The organism is Roseovarius sp. EL26, assembly GCF_900327775.1.
Classification (GTDB): Bacteria; Pseudomonadota; Alphaproteobacteria; order Rhodobacterales; family Rhodobacteraceae; genus Roseovarius.
Genome location: NZ_OUMZ01000007.1, coordinates 852,837 through 871,573, shown reverse-complemented (window position 1 = coordinate 871,573; position 18,737 = coordinate 852,837). Strand labels below are relative to the sequence as shown.

Genomic DNA, 18,737 nt, shown 5'->3' with positions numbered 1-18,737 from the left:
CGTTTTCTTTGTCGTGGTTTGTGATCATCAGCTGATATCTTCCACTTTCACCATCATTTCATCCAGTTACGCTGATTACCGACGTTATGCACCAGGCCCTGCTCATCGGTGATGGTAAACGGCTTTTCTGATGGCCCAATACTGCCAATAAGCATTAGCGGTATTATTAACGTCCAGTTGAACGGGATCGGGAAGTTATCAGTATGGTAACGGATCTAAAGCAATCCATTAATACAGCTAAGCGCTCGACTTGTGAGAAGTGTCCGTCCGTCAACTCTTGTCAATCTCAATCGCCGTATTCCGCCGCCGGAAAAACCAGCGGATTGGTTTGCGCTCTCGACGGCCAGGCAACTGGGCCAACACCAACCCGGCCAGCATCAATGCGCATCCCAGCAGCATCTGATTGGTGAACATTTCGTTCAGCAGCAACCAACCTCCAAAAGCACCGAACACGGTTTCAAGGCTCATCACCAAAGCTGCCTGCATCGGTGGCACACGTTTTTGCGCCAGAACCTGCACGGTCATGGCAACACCGGTGTTCAAGATCCCGACGAACAGTAGTGCCTCGCGGGCGGCCCAAATGTCCGACAGATCATGATGTTCTAAGATCAGAGCGAATGGCAAAGACAACCCAACCACGACAAGAAACTGTACAAAGGCGTATTTGGGCCCGTCCACCTGCCCCGCGTATCGGCCGTTGATGATGACCACACCGGCCCAGAACAAGGCACATATGACGGTCAGAAGCTCACCTTTTCCGATAGCCAGCCCGGTAGTTTCCGACAATAGATATAGCCCCGTGAAAGCTAATACCGCCGCAAACCAGACTTTTGCACCAAACCGTTGACCTAGAAACAACCCGATTAGCGGCACGAAGATAATATACAGCCCAGTAATGAACGCTGACTTTCCCGCAGTTGTGTACAACAGCCCATATTGTTGCAACGTGATCCCGAAGAACATGAACACGCCGGCAAGCGCCCCGCCCTTGATCATCACAAGGGTGTCTGTTTTCAGTTTCTTGTCAGAGAATATCACGATGACCGGAACGATTGATAACGCCCCCATGGCAAACCGGATGGCGTTAAAGGTAAATGGCCCCAGATGGTCCATCCCCTTTGCCTGAAAAACAAACCCCAGCCCCCAAAGCGCCGCAATCGCAATGAGCATTACCATGCCAATCGTGTAGTCACGCGTCATATGAGGGGCTTTCTGTTTTAACAGTAATTACGTTCAAGTCGGGCGATATTCCTGTGCCAGTATCAGAGCATCAGAACCCGGTAAATCCCAGTCTTTTCAGGTATTACCATTTGGAGGTGTTGGGTATAGTAATCCCGCCAAAACCGAACCCATCACCACAATCTGACAATAATGAATGGGTATAAGTCACTTCAGCATGATGAGTATCCGTTCTGGCATTACGCGCGGTAATTTCCGCTCGGACGAAAGCAGACAACACCGGTAACGTTACCTGCTTTAAGTGTTGTTAGTACCCTATTGTGTCACTTTGCCTGAGGGTCATGTGTATTGTCTGCAGGCAACTCATTTGTAAGCGCGACTTCTCCAGCACTTGGTATGTCAAATTATTTACCAATTGATAAATATTTATTCCTGTGTAGTCTGAACGGTAAGATGCACTGCATGGGAGAGATAAATGACACACTCAACATCCACATCAGGAATTGTTTCAGGCCGGTTGGACACCACCGAACTGGCAGCAAACTTTGAGGATTTGCACAGCCCCTTGTCAGAGCACGAAGCCATGGTTGCGGCGGATCGTTGTTATTTCTGCTACGACGCCCCCTGCATGACAGCCTGCCCCACCTCAATCGACATCCCATTGTTCATACGGCAGATTAGCACTGGCACACCCGAGGCCTCGGCCATGACGATATTCGAACAGAATATTCTTGGAGGTATGTGCGCGCGGGTCTGCCCCACCGAGACCTTATGCGAAGAGTCCTGCGTGCGCGAAGCCGCCGAAGGAAAACCGGTTGAGATCGGTCGATTGCAGCGGTTTGCAACGGATACGCTTATGACCAAAGAGCAGCATCCATTCAAACGGGCAGCACCCTCCGGCAAAAGCATCGCCGTTGTTGGTGCTGGGCCTGCGGGATTGGCCTGCGCACACAGACTGGCAATGCTCGGCCACGAGGTCACTATCTATGAGTCGCGCGCCAAGGGGGGCGGGCTGAATGAGTTTGGCATCGCCGCTTACAAGTCAGTGGACAACTTTGCCCAGCGAGAATTGGACTGGCTGCTGTCTGTCGGCGGCATTAGCATGGTGTACGGTCGCAAGATTGGCGATGGGCTTTCCTTGCCGGACCTTCTGGCCAGCTTTGACGCCGTATTTCTGGGCATGGGACTGTCAGGCGTGAACACCTTGCGATGCGATGGTGAAGATGCTGCGAATGTTATTGATGCGGTGTCATTCATCTCAAACGTGCGGCAAGCCGAAGATTTGCAAAAGGTCGATGTCGGGCGGCGCGTTGTAGTGATTGGCGGCGGCATGACTGCGGTCGATGCAGCGGTGCAGAGCAAACTATTAGGCGCGCAGGACGTGTCGCTAGTGTACCGACGCGACAAAGACAGCATGAGCGCTTCGATCTACGAACAACAGCTGGCGACCTCTCAGGGCGTGCGCATCATCTATAACGCGCAACCGGAAAAAATCGTCTGCAATGGCACCGGTCTGAACGTCGAGTTTGCCTATACCGAAACGAAAGATGGCAAACTGGAGCCCACCGGAGAAGTGTTTCACCTCGCTGCAGATCAGGTTTTCAAAGCCATCGGGCAGAATTTGGCGGGGGCACCAGAAGAGCTGGCCTTGTCTGGTGGAAAAATCCAAGTCGATAAAAACGGACACACCAGTCTCGCAAACGTCTGGGCTGGAGGCGATTGCGCCACGGGTGGCGACGATCTGACCGTGACCGCCGTTGCCGAGGGCCGCGACGCAGCGATCAACATTCACGCAGCTCTTCAGAGCTAAACAAGACGAGGGTAATTCAATGGCAGATCTTTCAAGTAATTTTCTTGGCATCAAATCACCAAATCCGTTTTGGCTGGCCTCTGCTCCGCCAACTGACAAAGAGTACAACGTCAGACGCGCCTTTGAGGCGGGTTGGGGCGGCGTTGTGTGGAAAACGCTTGGTTCCGAAGGGCCTCCGGTCGTCAATGTAAACGGGCCGCGGTATGGCGTAGTCCATGGCGCAGATCGCCGTGTTTTGGGGCTTAACAACATCGAGTTGATCACTGATCGAGATCTTTATCAGAACCTTGAAGAAATCAAACGTGTGAAGGCTGACTATCCGGACCGCGCCATTATTGTTTCGCTTATGGTGCCCTGTGAAGAAGATGCTTGGAAAGCGATCCTGCCATTGGTGGAAGACACCGGCGCGGATGGCATCGAGCTGAACTTTGGCTGCCCGCACGGCATGGCCGAACGCGGCATGGGCTCCGCCGTGGGTCAGGTGCCCGAGTACATCGAAATGGTGACCCGCTGGTGCAAGCAGTATTATTCCAAACCCGTGATCGTAAAATTGACACCCAACATCACCGACATCCGCCAACCCGCCGCCGCCGCCAAAGCGGGCGGTGCGGACGCGGTCTCTCTGATTAACACGATCAACTCGATCATATCAGTTGATCTTGACGCAATGGCACCGCAACCAACCATCGATGGCAAGGGAACGCACGGCGGATATTGTGGCCCTGCGGTCAAACCGATTGCGATGAATATGGTGGCGGAAATTGCGCGCTCGCCAGAAACGGCGGGCTTGCCCATATCAGGCATTGGCGGCATTACAACATGGCGTGACGCAGCTGAATATATCGCCTTGGGCTGCGGCAATGTGCAGGTCTGCACCGCAGCCATGACCTATGGGTTCAATGTGGTTAAGGAAATGATCAGCGGTCTGTCGCAATGGATGGATGAAAAGGGGCACACCTCGATTGATGACTTTGTCGGCATGGCTGTTCCAAACGTCACCGATTGGCAGTATCTGAACCTTAACTATGTCACCAAAGCGTCGATCAGTCAGGACGATTGCATCAAATGCGGGCGTTGCTACGCGGCCTGTGAAGACACATCGCATCAAGCCATCCTGATGTCTGAGGAACGCACCTTTACCGTGGATGACACTGAATGTGTCGCCTGCAACCTGTGTGTTGAGGTCTGCCCAGTTGAAAACTGCATCACCATGGTCGAACAAGCCCCCGGCAGCATCGATCTTCGTACTGACCGGGTTGTTGAAAAAGAGCATAGTGATTGGACAACGCACCCCAACAATCCAAGTGCGGTAGCCGCTGAGTAATTTGCGGCGATTTATCAAGTTGGCCGGCGTCTTCGCCGGTCATCTTGCCTTCGGCTCCAGCATCGCCCGAAACATATTGTCCAAAAACGGCCCGGCTGTTTCAAACGGGTCTTTGCCGTCGTCTAGAACAGAGCGAATCTGGATATCAAAATCCGCATAGTGCTGTGTGGTTGCCCAGATCGAAAAGAACAGATGATAGGGGTCAACGTTCGCGATTTTCCCTTCTTCGGCCCAACGCGTGATCGCACGCGCCTTGGATGAGACCAGATCTTTCAAACCGCCCTCAATCTCGGTCAGGATATGCGGCGCGCCTTGCAGAACTTCGTTGGCGAAAAGTTTGCTTTCACGCGGAAAATGCTGCGACATCTTCAGTTTCAACGCGACGTATTTGCAGATTTCCTCAATGGGGTCACCGTCTTCGTCCATTTCCTGCAACGGGGCCAGCCATGTCTCCAACAGTCCTGCAAGCAGAGCCTTGTGAATGGCTTCCTTACTATCAAAATAATACAGTATGTTTGGCTTTGACAGGCCTGCACGCACCGCGATCATATCAATCGTCGAACCGCGAAAGCCGTTGTCTGAAAACACATCCAAAGCCGCCTCCAGAATGGATTGGGTTTTTTCCCGTTGGATACGGGTTGGTTTACGGGTTGCTTGTGAACGGGCCATATGTGGAAATGATACCTTGTGTGCTACTCCGTGGAAAGGCCAACACCTTTCAGGATCACGGTCTTAATCGATAACTTCGCAGCTTTCCATTGTGCATCGCTAAAAGGCCTGCCGCCATTCAATGTGCTGATCTGATGCCCGAAATCGGCATAATGCTGCGTTGTTGACCAAATCATGTATAGTAAATGAGATGGATCAATGGGGGCCATTTCTCCGTTAGCGATCCAGCGTTGTATATGCGCGCTACGATCATTGGCCCATTCCAGCAATTCGCCTTCGAGATAATCCTGAATGATGGGCGCACCATGCATGATTTCTGCTGCCCAGACCTTTGATCCGTCAGGGTGACTACGGGCCAAATCCATCTTTTTATCGATGTATCGACTTAAGGATTCTTTAGGACCAAGGTCAGTGTCAAAAACTGCTGCTGCTTCCATCCATATATCAAAAATGTTGTAAACGACACGCCGGTAGATCTCTTCTTTGGTCTTGAAATAGTAATGCACATTGGCTTTTGGCAGGCCCGCTGCATCTGCGATTAGCTGCGTTGTCGCCCCGGCATAACCCAATTCTGCAAAGACTTTTTCAGCGGCTTCCAAAATCGCCTTCTGGTTCTGGGATCGTTTGGAGGATATACGAGATGGAGATGGCTCTGGGTGCACTCTATATTCTTTCAAATAAAACTTGACCGATTGGACAGGTCCCTACAATACTTGACCATATAGTCAAAAAATAATCCGTCAAGAAATCTCCATGGGGGGACAACATGCCAAACCTAAATTCGAACCTACGTATAAATGGCGACCGCCTGTGGGACAGTCTGATGGAAATGGCCAAGATTGGCCCCGGTATTGCGGGTGGTAATAATCGCCAGACGCTGACCGATGAAGATGCCGAAGGGCGCGCACTTTTTCAAAACTGGTGCGAGGCCGCAGGCTGCACCATGGGCCTTGATCAGATGGGTAACATGTTTGCCACTTGGGGCGGCACCGACCCTGATGCCCTCCCCGTCTATGTTGGATCCCACCTTGATACGCAGCCAACAGGTGGCAAGTACGACGGCATATTGGGCGTACTTGGCGGGTTGGAAATCCTGCGTTCACTAAATGATCTTAGCATCAAAACCAAACACCCGATTGTCGTGACAAACTGGACCAATGAGGAAGGCACGCGATATGCGCCTGCCATGCTTTCATCTGGTGTTTTTGCTGGCATCCATACGCAAGACTGGGCCTATGAGCGGGTCGATGCAGAAGGCAAAACATTTGGTGATGAGCTAAAACGCATTGGCTGGCGCGGTGACGAAGAAGTCGGCGCGCGCAAGATGCATGCCTTTTTTGAGCTGCACATCGAACAGGGCCCTATTCTGGAAGCCGAAGGAAAAGACATTGGCGTTGTGACCCACGGTCAGGGCCTGAGCTGGACGCAAATTACCATTACCGGCAAGGACAGCCACACCGGATCAACCCCCATGCCACTGCGCAAGAACGCAGGTCTAGGCATGGCGCGGGTGCTTGAGAAGGTTGAAGAGATTGCGCTGAGCCACGCCCCCGATGCCGTGGGGGCTGCGGGCCATATCGACATCTACCCCAATTCCCGTAACGTGATCCCCGGCAAGGCGGTTTTCACCGTCGATTTCCGCTCACCCAATCTGGATGTAATCAATGACATGGTCGCGCGGATGAAAGCGGCGGCGACCGAGATATGCGAAGACATGGGCCTTGGCGTTGAATTCGAGGTGGCAGGCGGGTTTGATCCAGTGACCTTTGATGAGGGCTGTGTAACAGCCGTACGCGATGCGGCAGAACGGCTTGGCTATTCGCACAGAGACCTTATTTCCGGTGCGGGCCACGATGCCTGCTGGATTAACCGCATGGCACCAACTGCGATGGTCATGTGCCCTTGTGTAGACGGGCTGAGCCATAACGAGGCGGAAGAGATTTCAAAAGAATGGGCGACCGCAGGCGCGGATGTCCTTTTGCATGCGGTTGTTGAAACGGCGCAGATTGTTGAATGAACAATTAATACCGACATCAGCCAGACCCTAGGGAGTTAAGCAAATGAATACCAAAGTCATCAAAGGCGGAACTGTCTGCACGGCTGATCGCAGCTACAAGGCTGATGTTCTGATCGAAGACGAAGTGATCAAACAAATCGGCCAGGACCTAAAAGGCGACGAATATATCGATGCCGAGGGCGCCTACGTCATCCCCGGTGGGATCGACCCACACACGCACCTTGAAATGCCATTTATGGGCACCACTGCGGCGGAAACCTTTGAGAGCGGCACTTGGGCGGCAGCCGTTGGCGGCACAACCATGGTTGTTGATTTTTGCCTGCCCGGCGCAGATGGCGATTTGAAGAACGCGATCAATGAATGGCATCGAAAGTCAGCGCCACAGATTTGTTCGGACGTCGGCTATCACATGGCAATCACCGGCTGGGACGAAGGCGTCTTTAACGGCATGAAAGATGCTGTTGAGATGGGCGTGAATAGTTTTAAGCACTTCATGGCCTACAAAGGGGCCTTGATGATTGAGGACGATGAAATGTTCGCCTCTTTCAAGCGCTGCGCAGAACTGGGCGCGTTGCCGATGGTGCATGCCGAAAACGGTGATCTCGTTGCTGAACTACAGCAAAAGTACTTTGATCAGGGTATCACCGGCCCCGAAGGCCACGCCTATTCGCGCCCACCTGAGTTGGAAGGTGAGGCAGCTAATCGTGCAATCACCATCGCCGATACCGCAGGTGTGCCGCTCTACATCGTTCATGTCTCATGCGAGCAAACTCACGAGGCGATCCGCCGCGCCCGTCAAAAAGGGATGCGAGTTTATGGCGAGCCGCTGATCCAGTTTCTGACGTTGGATGAGAGCGAATACTTCAACAAAGATTGGGACCATGCCGCCCGCCGCGTCATGAGCCCACCATTCCGTTCCAAAGATCACCAAGATAGCCTTTGGGCGGGTCTTCAGGCAGGGTCTTTGCAAGTTGTGGCAACAGATCATGCGGCATTTAATACCGAACAAAAACGCGCGGGTCGCGATGATTTCAGGATCATCCCCAATGGCTCAAACGGGTTGGAAGAACGGCTTGCCGTGCTGTGGACAGAGGGCGTTGAAACCGGCCGTCTGACCAAAGAAGAATTTGTCGCATCGACCTCTACCAATGTTGCGAAGATTTTGAATATCTACCCCAAGAAAGGCGCGATTGTCGAAGGCGCGGATGCCGATATCGTGGTTTGGGATCCCAAGATCAGCAAAACTATAAGCCCAAGCAATCATCATTCAGTTCTCGATTATAACGTTTTTGAGGGTTTTGAGGTCAAAGCACAGTCTCGCTTCACACTCAGCCGTGGCGATGTGATCTGGGCTTGGGGCCGAAACAGTCAACCACAGCCCGGTCGTGGCCGCTTTGTACCGCGCCCTGCGTTCTCTTCGGCCTCTCAGGCGCTCAGCCAGTGGAAAGCACTCAATTCACCACGTGCTGTCCAACGTGACCCGCTCAATATTCCAGCAGGTATCTAATGAACCAAACGGTAATTTCGGCAAAAAACCTGTCGCTGACCTTTCAGACAAACGATGGGCCTGTACATGCGTTGAAAGACGTCAGCCTTGATATCAACAAGGGTGATTTTGTTTCGTTCATTGGGCCGTCTGGTTGCGGCAAGACCACATTTTTGCGGGTGATGGCAGATCTGGAAACGCCAACCAGCGGCTCGGTGACAGTCAACGGTATGTCCGCCGCCGAGGCACGCATGAAACGTGCCTATGGCTATGTTTTTCAGGCCGCCGGCCTTTATCCGTGGCGCACCATCGGTGGCAACATTCGTTTGCCACTTGAGATCATGGGCTACACCAAAGAAGATCAAGCTGAGCGTGTTTCCAACGTGCTTGAGCTGGTTGAACTGGCGGGTTTTGACAAAAAATTCCCATGGCAGCTGTCGGGAGGGATGCAACAACGTGCAAGTATCGCGCGGGCGCTTGCATTTGATGCCGACATTCTGTTGATGGACGAACCCTTTGGCGCGCTTGATGAAATTGTGCGCGATCACCTAAACGAACAACTGCTCAAGCTGTGGGCCCGCACTGAAAAAACCATCGGGTTTGTAACGCACTCCATTCCAGAGGCTGTGTTTTTATCAACTAAGATCGTTGTTATGTCTCCACGTCCGGGGCGGATTGCTGATGTGATCGAAAGCACCCTACCGCGCGACAGAACGCTCGACATTCGCGAAAGCCAGGAATTCGCCGATATCGCGCACCGTGTACGCGAAGGCCTGCGCGCAGGACATGCCTATGACTAAGGCCCCTACCCTTTGGCACCGGGTTGGGCCGGTGTTGTGTATCCTGCTTTTGCTGCTGGCGGTTTGGTATGGGGCAGCTGTTGCGCTCAATACAGCCTGGGCCAAAGACAAGGCGGAGCGCGCCGGAACAGAGCTTACCTTTTCTGAGCTTGTCTCAGATACGATGTCACAAGATAAGCCGCTGTTGCCCGCCCCACATCAGGTGGCAGAAGAGATTTACAAAACGACGGTGCTTAAGAAAATAACCTCCAAACGCTCGCTGATCTGGCATGGTTGGATCACGCTGTCCGCCACCCTGCTTGGCTTTGCCTTTGGAACGGCACTTGGTGTTTTGTTGGCCATTGGTATCGTCTACAGCCGCGCGATGGATATGTCGGTGATGCCGTGGGTGATCACCAGCCAGACCATTCCTATTCTGGCAGTCGCACCGATGATTATTGTTGTGCTCAATGCGGTGGGCGTGTCGGGGCTTTTGCCCAAGGCGATCATCTCAATGTATCTGTCGTTCTTTCCGGTTGTTGTTGGCATGGTCAAAGGCCTGCGCGCGCCGGATCATATGCAGCTTGATCAGATGCGCACATGGAACGCATCCAAAAGCACATCATTCTGGAAGCTTCGCTTGCCAAGCTCGATGCCATACCTCTTTGCTTCACTCAAAATCGCGATTGCCGCATCATTAGTCGGCGCAATCGTGGGTGAACTCCCAACCGGGGCGGTCGCAGGCCTTGGTGCTCGTCTGCTTGCAGGGAGCTATTACGGCCAAACCATTCAGATCTGGAGTGCTCTGATCTGTGCAGCCGTTCTCGCGGCGGGGCTTGTGGCCTTGATCGGCGTGATTGAGCGGGCCACCTTGCGCAGAATGGGGATGTTGCAATGAGCTGGATCCTATTTGCCCTTGTGTTCTGGCTTGCGATGTGGGTCTTAAACGTACGTCTTGCCAATGCCCCACAAACGCGGCTGACCAAAATATTGGTGCCAACGCTGTTTGGCATCTCGCTGCTTGTATTGTGGGAAGGGATGGTGCGTGGCTTCTCAATCAGCCCCATTTTGCTGCCCCCACCAAGCGCCATCGCACAGCGTTTTGCCACAAGCCTGCCAATCCTGTGGGAAGACTTTGTGCAGACGTTCATAAAGGGAGCACTGACGGGCTACATCATCGGCTGTTCCGCAGCTTTCTTAACCGCGATTGCGGTTGATCGCTCTGATTTTCTAAAACGCGGTTTGCTGCCGATTGGCAATTTTGTCGCCGCCTTGCCAATCATCGGTATGGCACCGATTTTGGTCATGTGGTTCGGCTTTGATTGGCAGTCTAAAGCGGCTGTTGTGGTCATTATGGTGTTCTTTCCAATGTTGGTGAACACCGTTGCCGGTCTGAGCGCGAAGGACAAAATTCAAAACGACCTGATGAAAACCTACGGCGCAAGCTATTGGCAAAGCCTGCTAAAGTTGGGTTTGCCTGCTGCCATGCCGTTTATCTTTAATGGTTTGAAAATCTGTACGACTTTGGCTCTTATAGGGGCGATTGTCGCCGAATTCTTCGGCTCCCCTATTCGCGGCATGGGGTTTCGCATTTCAACCGAGGTTGGGCGGCTTTCGCTCGACATGGTTTGGGCGGAAATTACTGTGGCGGCTCTTGCGGGGTCGGCATTTTATGGGACGATGGCCCTAATCGAGAAAGCTGTTACTTTCTGGCATCCATCGCAAAGAAACTAAATTGCTACCAACAAGGAGAAAATTTGTGAAAAATCTGATAAAAGGTGCTCTTGCTGGCGCGCTGATGTTTGGCGCCTCTACGGCGCAGGCTGATGATGACGTTACACTACAGCTCAAGTGGGTCACGCAGGCTCAGTTTGCTGGCTACTATGTGGCGCTCGACAAAGGCTTTTACAAAGATGAGGGCCTGAACGTCACAATCAAACCCGGTGGACCGGATATCGCGCCCGCGCAGGTGATCGCCGGCGGTGGCGCTGATGTCGTGCTTGATTGGATGCCATCTGCTTTGGCATCACGTGAAAAGGGTCTTGATCTGGTTAATATCGCACAGCCATTCAAATCGTCTGGTATGATGCTGACCTGCCGCAAAGACGCAGGGATTGAGACCCCCGCCGACTTTGCGGACAAAACCCTTGGCGTTTGGTTTTTTGGCAATGAATATCCCTTCCTCAGCTGGATGAGCAAACTTGGCTTGAAAACCGACGGATCTGAGGGTGGAGTTACAGTCCTGAAGCAGGGCTTTAACGTTGATCCGATTTTGCAAGGACAAGCCGCCTGTGTGTCGACAATGACCTACAATGAATATTGGCAGATCATTGATGCGGGTCTGGCACCAGAAGATCTGGTTGTTTTCAAATACGAAGATGAAGGCGTCTCAACGCTCGAAGACGGCATGTATGTCTTGGGCGAGAACCTCAACGATGAAGCGTTCAAAGAAAAAATGGTTCGTTTTGTCCGCGCTTCGATGAAAGGCTGGAAATACGCCGAAGAAAATACTGATGAGGCCGCAGATATCGTTTTGGAGAATGATGCTTCAGGTGCCCAGACGGAAGAACACCAGCGCCGCATGATGTCAGAGGTTGCCAAACTCACCTCAGGCTCAAACGGGGCATTGGACGTTGCCGACTATGAGCGCACTGTGAAATCTTTGCTCGAAGGTGGCTCTGATCCGGTGATCACCAAAGCGCCTGACGGGGCTTGGACCGCCGAAATCACAGACGCCGCATTGAACTAATGCCACCGCGAAAAGCAGGGAAACTTGCTTTTCGCATCACCTTTACCATCGTCACGTATGTAAAAAATTGTTTTTATATAGCACGATACAAGCCCGCGCTGATCTAGGTGATTTTCAATGTGTAGCTAACGCAGCAAAGCTTGATCAAACCACGAATGCCCAACACCAGAATTTTCCTAAGGAAGCTTTGCTCGTGAATATGAGCTCTGCTCATCCTTTGAATGGTACCGTTAAGCCTGCACACGGGTGCCTAAATCGTAATACAGGGGGTCGACAGTTTCCCGTAACCTTGATTAATTAGGGCAGATTACAGGAATATAAACATGACCTCACTCCTAATCCTGAACGGCCCGAATCTTAATTTGCTGGGCCAACGCCAACCAGAAATATATGGGCGAACAACGCTTCAGGATATCGAAAATCAATGTTTGGCACTTGCTGTTGAGTTATCAATTGATATTGAATTCAGGCAATCCAATAGTGAAGGTGAACTAATTGATATTATTCATAAATCACGAAATACACACGATGGAATGATTTTGAATGCTGGCGCTTATACGCATACCTCTGTGGCGTTGATGGATGCCATCAGCTCAGCCGAAATACCGACCATTGAATTGCACCTATCTAATATTCACGCGCGTGAAGATTTCAGGCATACTTCATACATTGCACGGGTTGCTGTCGGTGTGATCTGTGGGTTTGGGGCTTATGGATATCAGATGGCGATAAAGGCCATTCTGAATCATGTTGATAAATAATGATAAAAACAAGCCGCTTACTAGAGATATTTAATCTTCCCAACATTGAGGAGTTGTGGGATTTTCACACTCGGCAAATGGCTGATTTTGGATTTGAACGTATTCTTTATGGATATACGCGCTACCGTACTGCAACCTCATTGGGTGATCCCAATGATTTTGTCCTGCTGACCAATCACGACAAAAGTTACACTGATGTTTTTATAGGCGATGGCTTGTATTTCCACGCACCTATGGTGCGCTGGTCGTTGGAAAATGAGGGGGCATGCAGTTGGTCCGTTCTGGCAGATATGAGCCAGACGGGCACCCTTACTGATGCCGAGCGCAAAGTTTTTGAATTTAACAGATCCAAAGATGTTGTCGCAGGCTATTCCATCAGCTTCAAATCGGTCTCTCCCAGAACCAAAGGTGCGATTGCGCTGACCGCACGCAAAGGCATGTCACAACAAGATGCAGACGCAATCTGGCAAGAGCACGGAGAAGACATAATTGCTCTGAATACGATCGTACATTTGCGGATTCTTACCCTGCCCTATGTTGCTCCAGGTCGTGCATTGACGCGCCGCCAACGAGAAGTCCTAGTTTGGGTCGGAGATGGCAAAACCATACAGGATATTGCCCTGCTGCTTAGCTTGACACCAGCTACGATTGAGAAGCACTTGCGACTCGCACGCGAGGCCCTAAGCGTTGAAACTACAGCCCAAGCTGTACTTAAAGCTGCATTTCAGAATCAAATGTTCGTTCTGGACGCATAAAGTTTTATTGCATTTCAAAATGTTAACCTAAGGTAAGAAAACGCCTACTTTCCGGATGGGTAAAATTTGGGCATTATAGAAAGGTTCCGTGAGTGGTGGCTTTGAGCCAGGGAACATTTAATCGGTAACTTTCAATATTCTGAAGGCCTTCCGATTTTCCGGTCTAACCGGATGTTGGGCACCGTTTTGTATTGATAGAAACGGTGCCCGACGCAACCTGACTGCCATTTCATCCCCGAAACAGGGCAGTTGGATTCTAAAGGTGCCGCCTCTGCAAAAGGCGGCACTTTCTACATTCAGCTCAGCTGTGGAAAATAGTCCTCGCAGGTTCCTTCACGATACACATCTGCGGTACAGCAATGCAGACCCCCGCCAAAAGCGTAAGCATCGCGCAGTTCGACTTCGACCACTTCCATACCAAGTTTATCCATTTGCTCGGCTTGATATACCTCGGATTTCTCGACGCATACCGTCTTTGGATCCAGCACCAGAACATTCATGCTCAACCAAGTCGAGGAATAACACAGTGGCGGTGGTGCATTATGGGCTGGTTGCGCGGCATCCACAATTTCCCAACCATTGTCATAGAACATCTTGCGCTGATCTTCGGGCAAGCGACGTTGCGGGTTGTTGACAATCAAACCCGGGCGCAGCGGTGTAAAAGTCGCATCGATATGGATCGGATACGGATCACCAGGAAAATTCACGGTGTGTACGCGGTGATCAGTGAAATGGCGACGCAACCATTCAACGCCTTTTTGGTTGGTGGTAAACCCGTTCTGAACAACCAGATCTTTACCAAAGCGCAAGACATCCGCCGCATCAAACAAAGGTTCTTCCTCAGTCGTGACAAAGAATTTCTCTTCTGCCCACTTCAGGCGTTTTTCCACACCGATCTTTTCCGACAAATAATCAGGATGATAATCCGCATCTGTCAGGCGCGGCTTTGGTGCAGCCTCGTGGCGGAAGTTAGGATCTTCATCCCAATACTGCTGCATCAATGGACGATAGTTCAAATATTCAAACCAGCGGCAACGATATGACATCGTCGCTTCCAAAATTTCAGATCCAACAGTAAGTAAGACATCACGTGGTGGCATACAGCCAAACTGGCTATCTGTATGAAAATCGGGTGTCGTAGCTGGTACTGAGTGGTCAATCGATGTCGGCCTATCCACACGAATACCGCGGGCCTTTAACTGATTTGCAAAGTTGTCAAGCAGCTCATTGGCCCGGTCAATAGTCTCCTGAGGCCGCCTGCCCCACATTCCACGCATATCACTGTCTTCGGGAACTTTGGCATCAAGTGCCGGCTCCTCCGGCGGAATATGGCAATCATCCGCACGGCCAACGATGACATGCTTCAGCGGATCCCATTCATTCCAGCTGTTCACTTGGGTTTTATCGGGTGACCAAGACATTCCGCATCTCCTGCACTGTCAGAGACAAAGGCGGGGCCTTCAATCTCTTGATTGAAAGTCCCGGCGTACAGGAATGTGTGAATATGAAAGGGCTTCTGCCCCCGGCGACGCCATCGCCTCGTGCTGTTCGCGATTATAGCACTGCATGTTTTGTCGCAAAAGTTAAAAGAGAAACTCTGCAATAGATAATCGTCCCAATCTTCCACACGACAACTAAGCCGGACAAAGCCGCTGCTCGTAGAACTAATATCAATGTCTGCTTTGATGCTTATGATTATGAGGCGTTAACTGCCGCCTTCGACGCCCGTCGCTCCCAGACCCAAGCGGCGAGGTTCTTTAACCCGATACCCGTCCGAAACTCGAATTCCTCGAAATGAAAACGGCGACTTGAGACGCCAAAGCGTCGTAGTCCGGATTGCAATGTGTTCCTCAGTGACACTGGCCCGCAAAAGGAGACCGTCGATTGCGCTAAATCTCCCACGACAGTTTCAGCAATGATGTCCGCTGAAAGCCGTTGTCCTTCGGTCGATGCAATGAGGTGAAGACGCAGATTTGGTTTGGCCTTTGCCAAGGTTTCTAGCTCAGACAGATGCGGCGCGCCCGCTTTCGACTTTACGCAATAAAACAAATCAACCGTCGCACTGTTAGGGTCAAGTGCATGCGCCCATGCTAGAAATGGCGTGATCCCAATCCCGCCGGCGATCCAAACCTCAGAGCTTTTCCCGAAAAGACGGAACCTCCCGAAGGGACCTTGGATGGAAACCGGCTCCCCGACTTTTACAGAGCCCTCGAGGCGGGTCGTGAAATCGCCCAGAGCCTTTACAGTTACACGAAGCGATCCGTCTTCGCTGATTTTTGAAAAGCTGAAGGGGTGGGGTTCATCAGAGCGATGGCCCTTGAAGTGTAACACCCCGAATTGTCCGGGGGCTGCCTTAAGGCCTTTCTTGGTCGGCGTCATCGTAATGGCCAGTGCGCCGCCCGTCTTTTCCAAGTTTGAAACAGTGTATTTATGGTACGGCCGGATGCGATCTGGCAGCAACGTCCAAATATATGCCGCAAGGCCCGCTAGGCAAAACAAGCCAGTGTACAGACCGGCTGGATCGGTCATCGCAAAGGGTTTCATAATGAAAAAGAAATGGAACGTCGCGGCCGCAAACAGTGCACCCATGGCTTTATGTGTCCACTTCCAAAGATGGTAGGGGATAAAGGTCGCAATTGAGATCACCACAAGGATCAAAAGGCCATAGAGGCTGAGTTCGCCCAATGTCTCAGCAAGCTCGTTGAGCGCAGACTCTCGCCCCAGCCCGTCCATCTCCGCATCAATCGTGTCATGCAGAAGGACAGCGGTCATCGCCACGATACCAGCCCACTTGTGCAAGACGTAGATCCTGTCCAGCCCACCAAACACAACCTCGGTACCGGGCAGTCGCGTCGCCAGAATTTGCCCCCAAGCCATCAATATCAACGCCGACAATCCTAAATACTGAGAGAACAGCGCGATCTGGTCGGCGACATTCGGAAGCGAGAACAACTGATATGCGGGAAAAACCGTCGTTGCGATAATCAATATAAGTCCGACAGGGTTCATGTTGGGTCCTCACTTGGCCGCTTGCTGTGCGGTTTTTATCAAATCATCTGACATTAGATCATCGAGGAATAGGCTCAATAATTGCAAGCGACCTGTGACATCTGCTTTTTTGTAGACGGAGGCACATTGAGCTTTAATCGTACCCTGTTTAGTTTCGCGCAAGTCCGCGATCTCGGCTATGGAAAATCCCTTTATCGCCAATATAGCGACCTCGCGCTCTGCGGCAGTCAAAGACCACGTCTCAAAACGCGCTTCCATCACTTCGTTGAATGCCCCTGAGGCGATTTTGATTTGATCGTCCAACTGGTCTTGGCGAGTCAGGAGGTGCCGCAACTCGGAGCCGGTGAAGATCAACCCGATGAACAATGCAACCGTTACAAGCGCTTCAAGAGTATCGCTATCCGCAATTCTATTTGGTCCCGTGGGCCAAAGCAGGTCCCATGTCATGTCCAACAGAAAATACGCACAGCAAAAGGCCTGAAGCGTAAATAGAGACCACAAAACGGCAGAGCGAGACATGTTTTATCTTTCAAGATTTAATACGGTGCGCCCTTTCTATAGAACGCACCGCAAGATGTTTAGTCGTCGTTGTCACCTTCATCATCGTCGTCCATGCCGTCGTCATCGTCTTCATAGAAAGCCAGTACCAGACCTGTTTCTGTGGAGACTTCGATTTCAAAAGACTGCCCGGCCTTAACCGCATCTGCCTCGATGTTACCGTCTTCGATCTCGATCTCGATCTCCGAGACGACATAACCTTGGGCCTCAAGCGCCGCACGAACTTCTGTTTCCGTTGTCCCGATGTCGTCACCGACGCTGAACTGGGCCAATGCGGCCCCAGGTAGAAGAAGTGCAGCCAGCAGTAATGTTTTTCCGTGTTTGATCATCTTAAATTCTCTTTCCAAGGAGTTTCATGCCGCAACATTGCGGTTGCCTTGATTTGAGTGTTCTCGGAGCAATGAGGGATTGGACTTTCGGTAGAATCCAAAGGGCCTAGGCCAAAGGTTTAGGGCCAAATACTCAAAGCGGACATTCGTCGCGCTGCAAAAAAGGAAAAGTGGGCTCGATCCGGTCATTGGCCGCGTCCATATCCAATGACGGCTTTGACGCACTGGGCAAATATTGCAAAGTGCACTATCTGCGCATTGCCGACATTGGTGCACATCAATCAAATTGATACCTTGTAGACTTACCAACTCATACGTGGCCCGGCGGATGATCAAAATGAAAAAGGGCACCGAGAGGTGCCCTTAAATCTTAGCAAGAAAGCGTAAGCTTAGCCTTGGGCCGCTTTGGCAACCTCAGCGGCGAAGTCTTCTTTGACCACTTCGATGCCTTCACCAACTTCCAAACGCACGTAACCGGTGATTTCTGCGCCAACGTCTTTGGCAGCCGCTTCAACGGTCAGGTCTGGGTTGATGACGAACTGTTGGTTCACCAGAGTGATCTCAGCCATGAATTTCTTCATGCGGCCTTTGATCATGTTCTCGATGATGTTCTCAGGCTTGCCAGACTCGCGTGCGATATCGATTTGAACCTGCTTTTCTTTTTCAACAACAGCTTGGTCCAGTTCGGCCTCGTTCAGCGCGGCAGGGTTTGTTGCTGCAATGTGCATTGCAACTTGCTTACCAAATGCCTCGTCGCCGCCTTTCAGCGCAACTAGAACACCGATTTTGCCCATGCCGGCAGCGGCTGCGTTGTGCACATAGGCCACAACGGTTTCGCCTTCCAGCGTCGCCATGCGGCGCACGGACATGTTTTCACCGATGGTGGCAACTTTTGCGGTGATGGTTTCTTCGACAGTTTTGCCGTCCAGATCCGCAGCCTTCAGCCCATCAATGTCAGACGTGCCAAGGGCAGCAGTTGCGACTGATGACACCATGTTCTGGAAGTCAGCGTTTTTCGCAACGAAATCAGTTTCCGAGTTCACTTCAACAGCAACGCCTTTGCCACCGTCAACTTTGACCGCAACCAGACCTTCGGCCGCTGTACGGCCAGACTTTTTGGCCGCTTTCGCCAGACCTTTGGTACGCAGCCAATCAACAGCCGCTTCCATGTCGCCATCGTTTTCGGTCAGCGCTTTTTTCGCATCCATCATGCCTGCGCCAGTGCTGTCGCGCAGTTCTTTAACCATTGCAGCTGTAATCGCCATCTTGGTTCTCCTTAAAAAAACGTGGGTCGTGGGCGGCATTTAGACTG

At 51.7% G+C, this 18,737-nt stretch carries 18 protein-coding genes; 10 read left to right on the top strand and 8 right to left on the bottom strand.

The features are described 5' to 3' along the window. Nucleotides 1–270: 270 nt before the first annotated feature. Nucleotides 271–1,200 (bottom strand): DMT family transporter, encoded by a 930-nt coding sequence (locus tag D9A02_RS12115; protein WP_120501208.1) that lies wholly within the window; start codon nt 1,198–1,200, stop codon nt 271–273. 454 nt (nt 1,201–1,654) lie between these two features. Here D9A02_RS12115 and D9A02_RS12110 point away from each other — a divergent pair, with 454 nt between their 5' ends. Together D9A02_RS12110 and preA are read left to right on the top strand one after the other, a co-directional pair. Continuing rightward, nucleotides 1,655–2,989, top strand: coding sequence for an NAD(P)-dependent oxidoreductase (locus D9A02_RS12110; protein WP_120501207.1), 1,335 nt, complete (start codon nt 1,655–1,657; stop codon nt 2,987–2,989). A gap of 19 nt (nt 2,990–3,008) precedes the next feature. Further along, nucleotides 3,009–4,313: an NAD-dependent dihydropyrimidine dehydrogenase subunit PreA gene (gene preA, locus D9A02_RS12105; RefSeq protein ID WP_120501206.1), complete on the top strand. Its 1,305-nt coding sequence runs from the start codon at nt 3,009–3,011 to the stop codon at nt 4,311–4,313. 39 nt (nt 4,314–4,352) lie between these two features. Here the strand turns inward: preA and D9A02_RS12100 are convergent, their stop codons facing one another. Both D9A02_RS12100 and D9A02_RS12095 read right to left on the bottom strand, forming a co-directional pair. Continuing rightward, on the bottom strand, nt 4,353–4,982 hold the full coding sequence (locus tag D9A02_RS12100; protein ID WP_120501205.1) for a TetR family transcriptional regulator C-terminal domain-containing protein: 630 nt from the start codon (nt 4,980–4,982) through the stop codon (nt 4,353–4,355). A gap of 23 nt (nt 4,983–5,005) precedes the next feature. Then, nucleotides 5,006–5,581, bottom strand: a complete 576-nt coding sequence (locus tag D9A02_RS12095) for a TetR/AcrR family transcriptional regulator (protein ID WP_254054618.1) — start codon at nt 5,579–5,581, stop codon at nt 5,006–5,008. Between the two features lie 167 nt (nt 5,582–5,748). Between D9A02_RS12095 and D9A02_RS12090 the strand changes: the two genes are divergently transcribed. From D9A02_RS12090 to D9A02_RS12055, 8 genes are all read left to right on the top strand, one after another. Continuing rightward, the gene (locus tag D9A02_RS12090; protein WP_120501203.1) at nt 5,749–6,999 is read left to right on the top strand and encodes a Zn-dependent hydrolase; all 1,251 of its coding nucleotides are present in this window, start codon (nt 5,749–5,751) and stop codon (nt 6,997–6,999) included. A gap of 43 nt (nt 7,000–7,042) precedes the next feature. After that, on the top strand, nt 7,043–8,506 hold the full coding sequence (hydA, locus tag D9A02_RS12085) for a dihydropyrimidinase (protein WP_120501202.1): 1,464 nt from the start codon (nt 7,043–7,045) through the stop codon (nt 8,504–8,506). Further along, nucleotides 8,506–9,285: an ABC transporter ATP-binding protein gene (locus D9A02_RS12080; protein ID WP_120501201.1), complete on the top strand. Its 780-nt coding sequence runs from the start codon at nt 8,506–8,508 to the stop codon at nt 9,283–9,285. The genes hydA and D9A02_RS12080 overlap by 1 nt, the downstream gene beginning before the upstream one ends. After that, complete coding sequence (locus tag D9A02_RS12075) at nt 9,278–10,162, top strand: ABC transporter permease (protein WP_120501200.1); 885 nt, start codon at nt 9,278–9,280, stop codon at nt 10,160–10,162. Before D9A02_RS12080 ends, D9A02_RS12075 begins: the two co-directional genes overlap by 8 nt. After that, nucleotides 10,159–10,998, top strand: a complete 840-nt coding sequence (locus tag D9A02_RS12070) for an ABC transporter permease (protein ID WP_120501199.1) — start codon at nt 10,159–10,161, stop codon at nt 10,996–10,998. Before D9A02_RS12075 ends, D9A02_RS12070 begins: the two co-directional genes overlap by 4 nt. Nucleotides 10,999–11,023: 25 nt before the next feature. Next, nucleotides 11,024–12,013: an ABC transporter substrate-binding protein gene (locus D9A02_RS12065; protein WP_162933050.1), complete on the top strand. Its 990-nt coding sequence runs from the start codon at nt 11,024–11,026 to the stop codon at nt 12,011–12,013. 323 nt (nt 12,014–12,336) lie between these two features. Continuing rightward, nucleotides 12,337–12,774 (top strand): type II 3-dehydroquinate dehydratase, encoded by a 438-nt coding sequence (aroQ, locus tag D9A02_RS12060; protein ID WP_120501198.1) that lies wholly within the window; start codon nt 12,337–12,339, stop codon nt 12,772–12,774. Continuing rightward, nucleotides 12,774–13,529 carry a LuxR family transcriptional regulator gene (locus D9A02_RS12055; RefSeq protein WP_120501197.1) on the top strand — a complete coding sequence of 252 codons (756 nt, stop codon included), beginning with the start codon at nt 12,774–12,776 and terminating at the stop codon, nt 13,527–13,529. The genes aroQ and D9A02_RS12055 overlap by 1 nt, the downstream gene beginning before the upstream one ends. Nucleotides 13,530–13,825: 296 nt before the next feature. Here the strand turns inward: D9A02_RS12055 and D9A02_RS12050 are convergent, their stop codons facing one another. From D9A02_RS12050 to tsf, 5 genes are all read right to left on the bottom strand, one after another. After that, complete coding sequence (locus tag D9A02_RS12050) at nt 13,826–14,950, bottom strand: serine/threonine protein kinase (protein ID WP_120501196.1); 1,125 nt, start codon at nt 14,948–14,950, stop codon at nt 13,826–13,828. 274 nt (nt 14,951–15,224) lie between these two features. After that, the gene (locus D9A02_RS12045) at nt 15,225–16,538 is read right to left on the bottom strand and encodes a ferric reductase-like transmembrane domain-containing protein (protein WP_120501195.1); all 1,314 of its coding nucleotides are present in this window, start codon (nt 16,536–16,538) and stop codon (nt 15,225–15,227) included. Between the two features lie 9 nt (nt 16,539–16,547). Continuing rightward, complete coding sequence (locus D9A02_RS12040; protein WP_120501194.1) at nt 16,548–17,057, bottom strand: LuxR C-terminal-related transcriptional regulator; 510 nt, start codon at nt 17,055–17,057, stop codon at nt 16,548–16,550. A 59-nt stretch (nt 17,058–17,116) separates the two neighbouring features. Further along, a complete protein-coding gene (locus D9A02_RS12035; protein ID WP_120501193.1) occupies nt 17,117–17,425 on the bottom strand; it encodes a PepSY domain-containing protein in 309 nt (102 codons plus the stop codon). 389 nt (nt 17,426–17,814) lie between these two features. After that, the gene (gene tsf, locus D9A02_RS12030; RefSeq protein ID WP_120501192.1) at nt 17,815–18,690 is read right to left on the bottom strand and encodes a translation elongation factor Ts; all 876 of its coding nucleotides are present in this window, start codon (nt 18,688–18,690) and stop codon (nt 17,815–17,817) included. Nucleotides 18,691–18,737 lie beyond the last annotated feature (47 nt).

Bases quoted from the DNA above. Each gene is read 5' to 3' on its own strand.
- D9A02_RS12115 (WP_120501208.1), bottom strand. From the start codon at position 1,200: ATGACGCGTGACTACACGATTGGCATGGTAATGCTCATTGCGATTGCG.
- D9A02_RS12110 (WP_120501207.1), top strand. From the start codon at position 1,655: ATGACACACTCAACATCCACATCAGGAATTGTTTCAGGCCGGTTGGAC.
- preA (WP_120501206.1), top strand. From the start codon at position 3,009: ATGGCAGATCTTTCAAGTAATTTTCTTGGCATCAAATCACCAAATCCG.
- D9A02_RS12100 (WP_120501205.1), bottom strand. From the start codon at position 4,982: ATGGCCCGTTCACAAGCAACCCGTAAACCAACCCGTATCCAACGGGAA.
- D9A02_RS12090 (WP_120501203.1), top strand. From the start codon at position 5,749: ATGCCAAACCTAAATTCGAACCTACGTATAAATGGCGACCGCCTGTGG.
- hydA (WP_120501202.1), top strand. From the start codon at position 7,043: ATGAATACCAAAGTCATCAAAGGCGGAACTGTCTGCACGGCTGATCGC.
- D9A02_RS12080 (WP_120501201.1), top strand. From the start codon at position 8,506: ATGAACCAAACGGTAATTTCGGCAAAAAACCTGTCGCTGACCTTTCAG.
- D9A02_RS12075 (WP_120501200.1), top strand. From the start codon at position 9,278: ATGACTAAGGCCCCTACCCTTTGGCACCGGGTTGGGCCGGTGTTGTGT.
- D9A02_RS12070 (WP_120501199.1), top strand. From the start codon at position 10,159: ATGAGCTGGATCCTATTTGCCCTTGTGTTCTGGCTTGCGATGTGGGTC.
- aroQ (WP_120501198.1), top strand. From the start codon at position 12,337: ATGACCTCACTCCTAATCCTGAACGGCCCGAATCTTAATTTGCTGGGC.
- D9A02_RS12055 (WP_120501197.1), top strand. From the start codon at position 12,774: ATGATAAAAACAAGCCGCTTACTAGAGATATTTAATCTTCCCAACATT.
- D9A02_RS12050 (WP_120501196.1), bottom strand. From the start codon at position 14,950: ATGTCTTGGTCACCCGATAAAACCCAAGTGAACAGCTGGAATGAATGG.
- D9A02_RS12045 (WP_120501195.1), bottom strand. From the start codon at position 16,538: ATGAACCCTGTCGGACTTATATTGATTATCGCAACGACGGTTTTTCCC.
- D9A02_RS12040 (WP_120501194.1), bottom strand. From the start codon at position 17,057: ATGTCTCGCTCTGCCGTTTTGTGGTCTCTATTTACGCTTCAGGCCTTT.
- D9A02_RS12035 (WP_120501193.1), bottom strand. From the start codon at position 17,425: ATGATCAAACACGGAAAAACATTACTGCTGGCTGCACTTCTTCTACCT.
- tsf (WP_120501192.1), bottom strand. From the start codon at position 18,690: ATGGCGATTACAGCTGCAATGGTTAAAGAACTGCGCGACAGCACTGGC.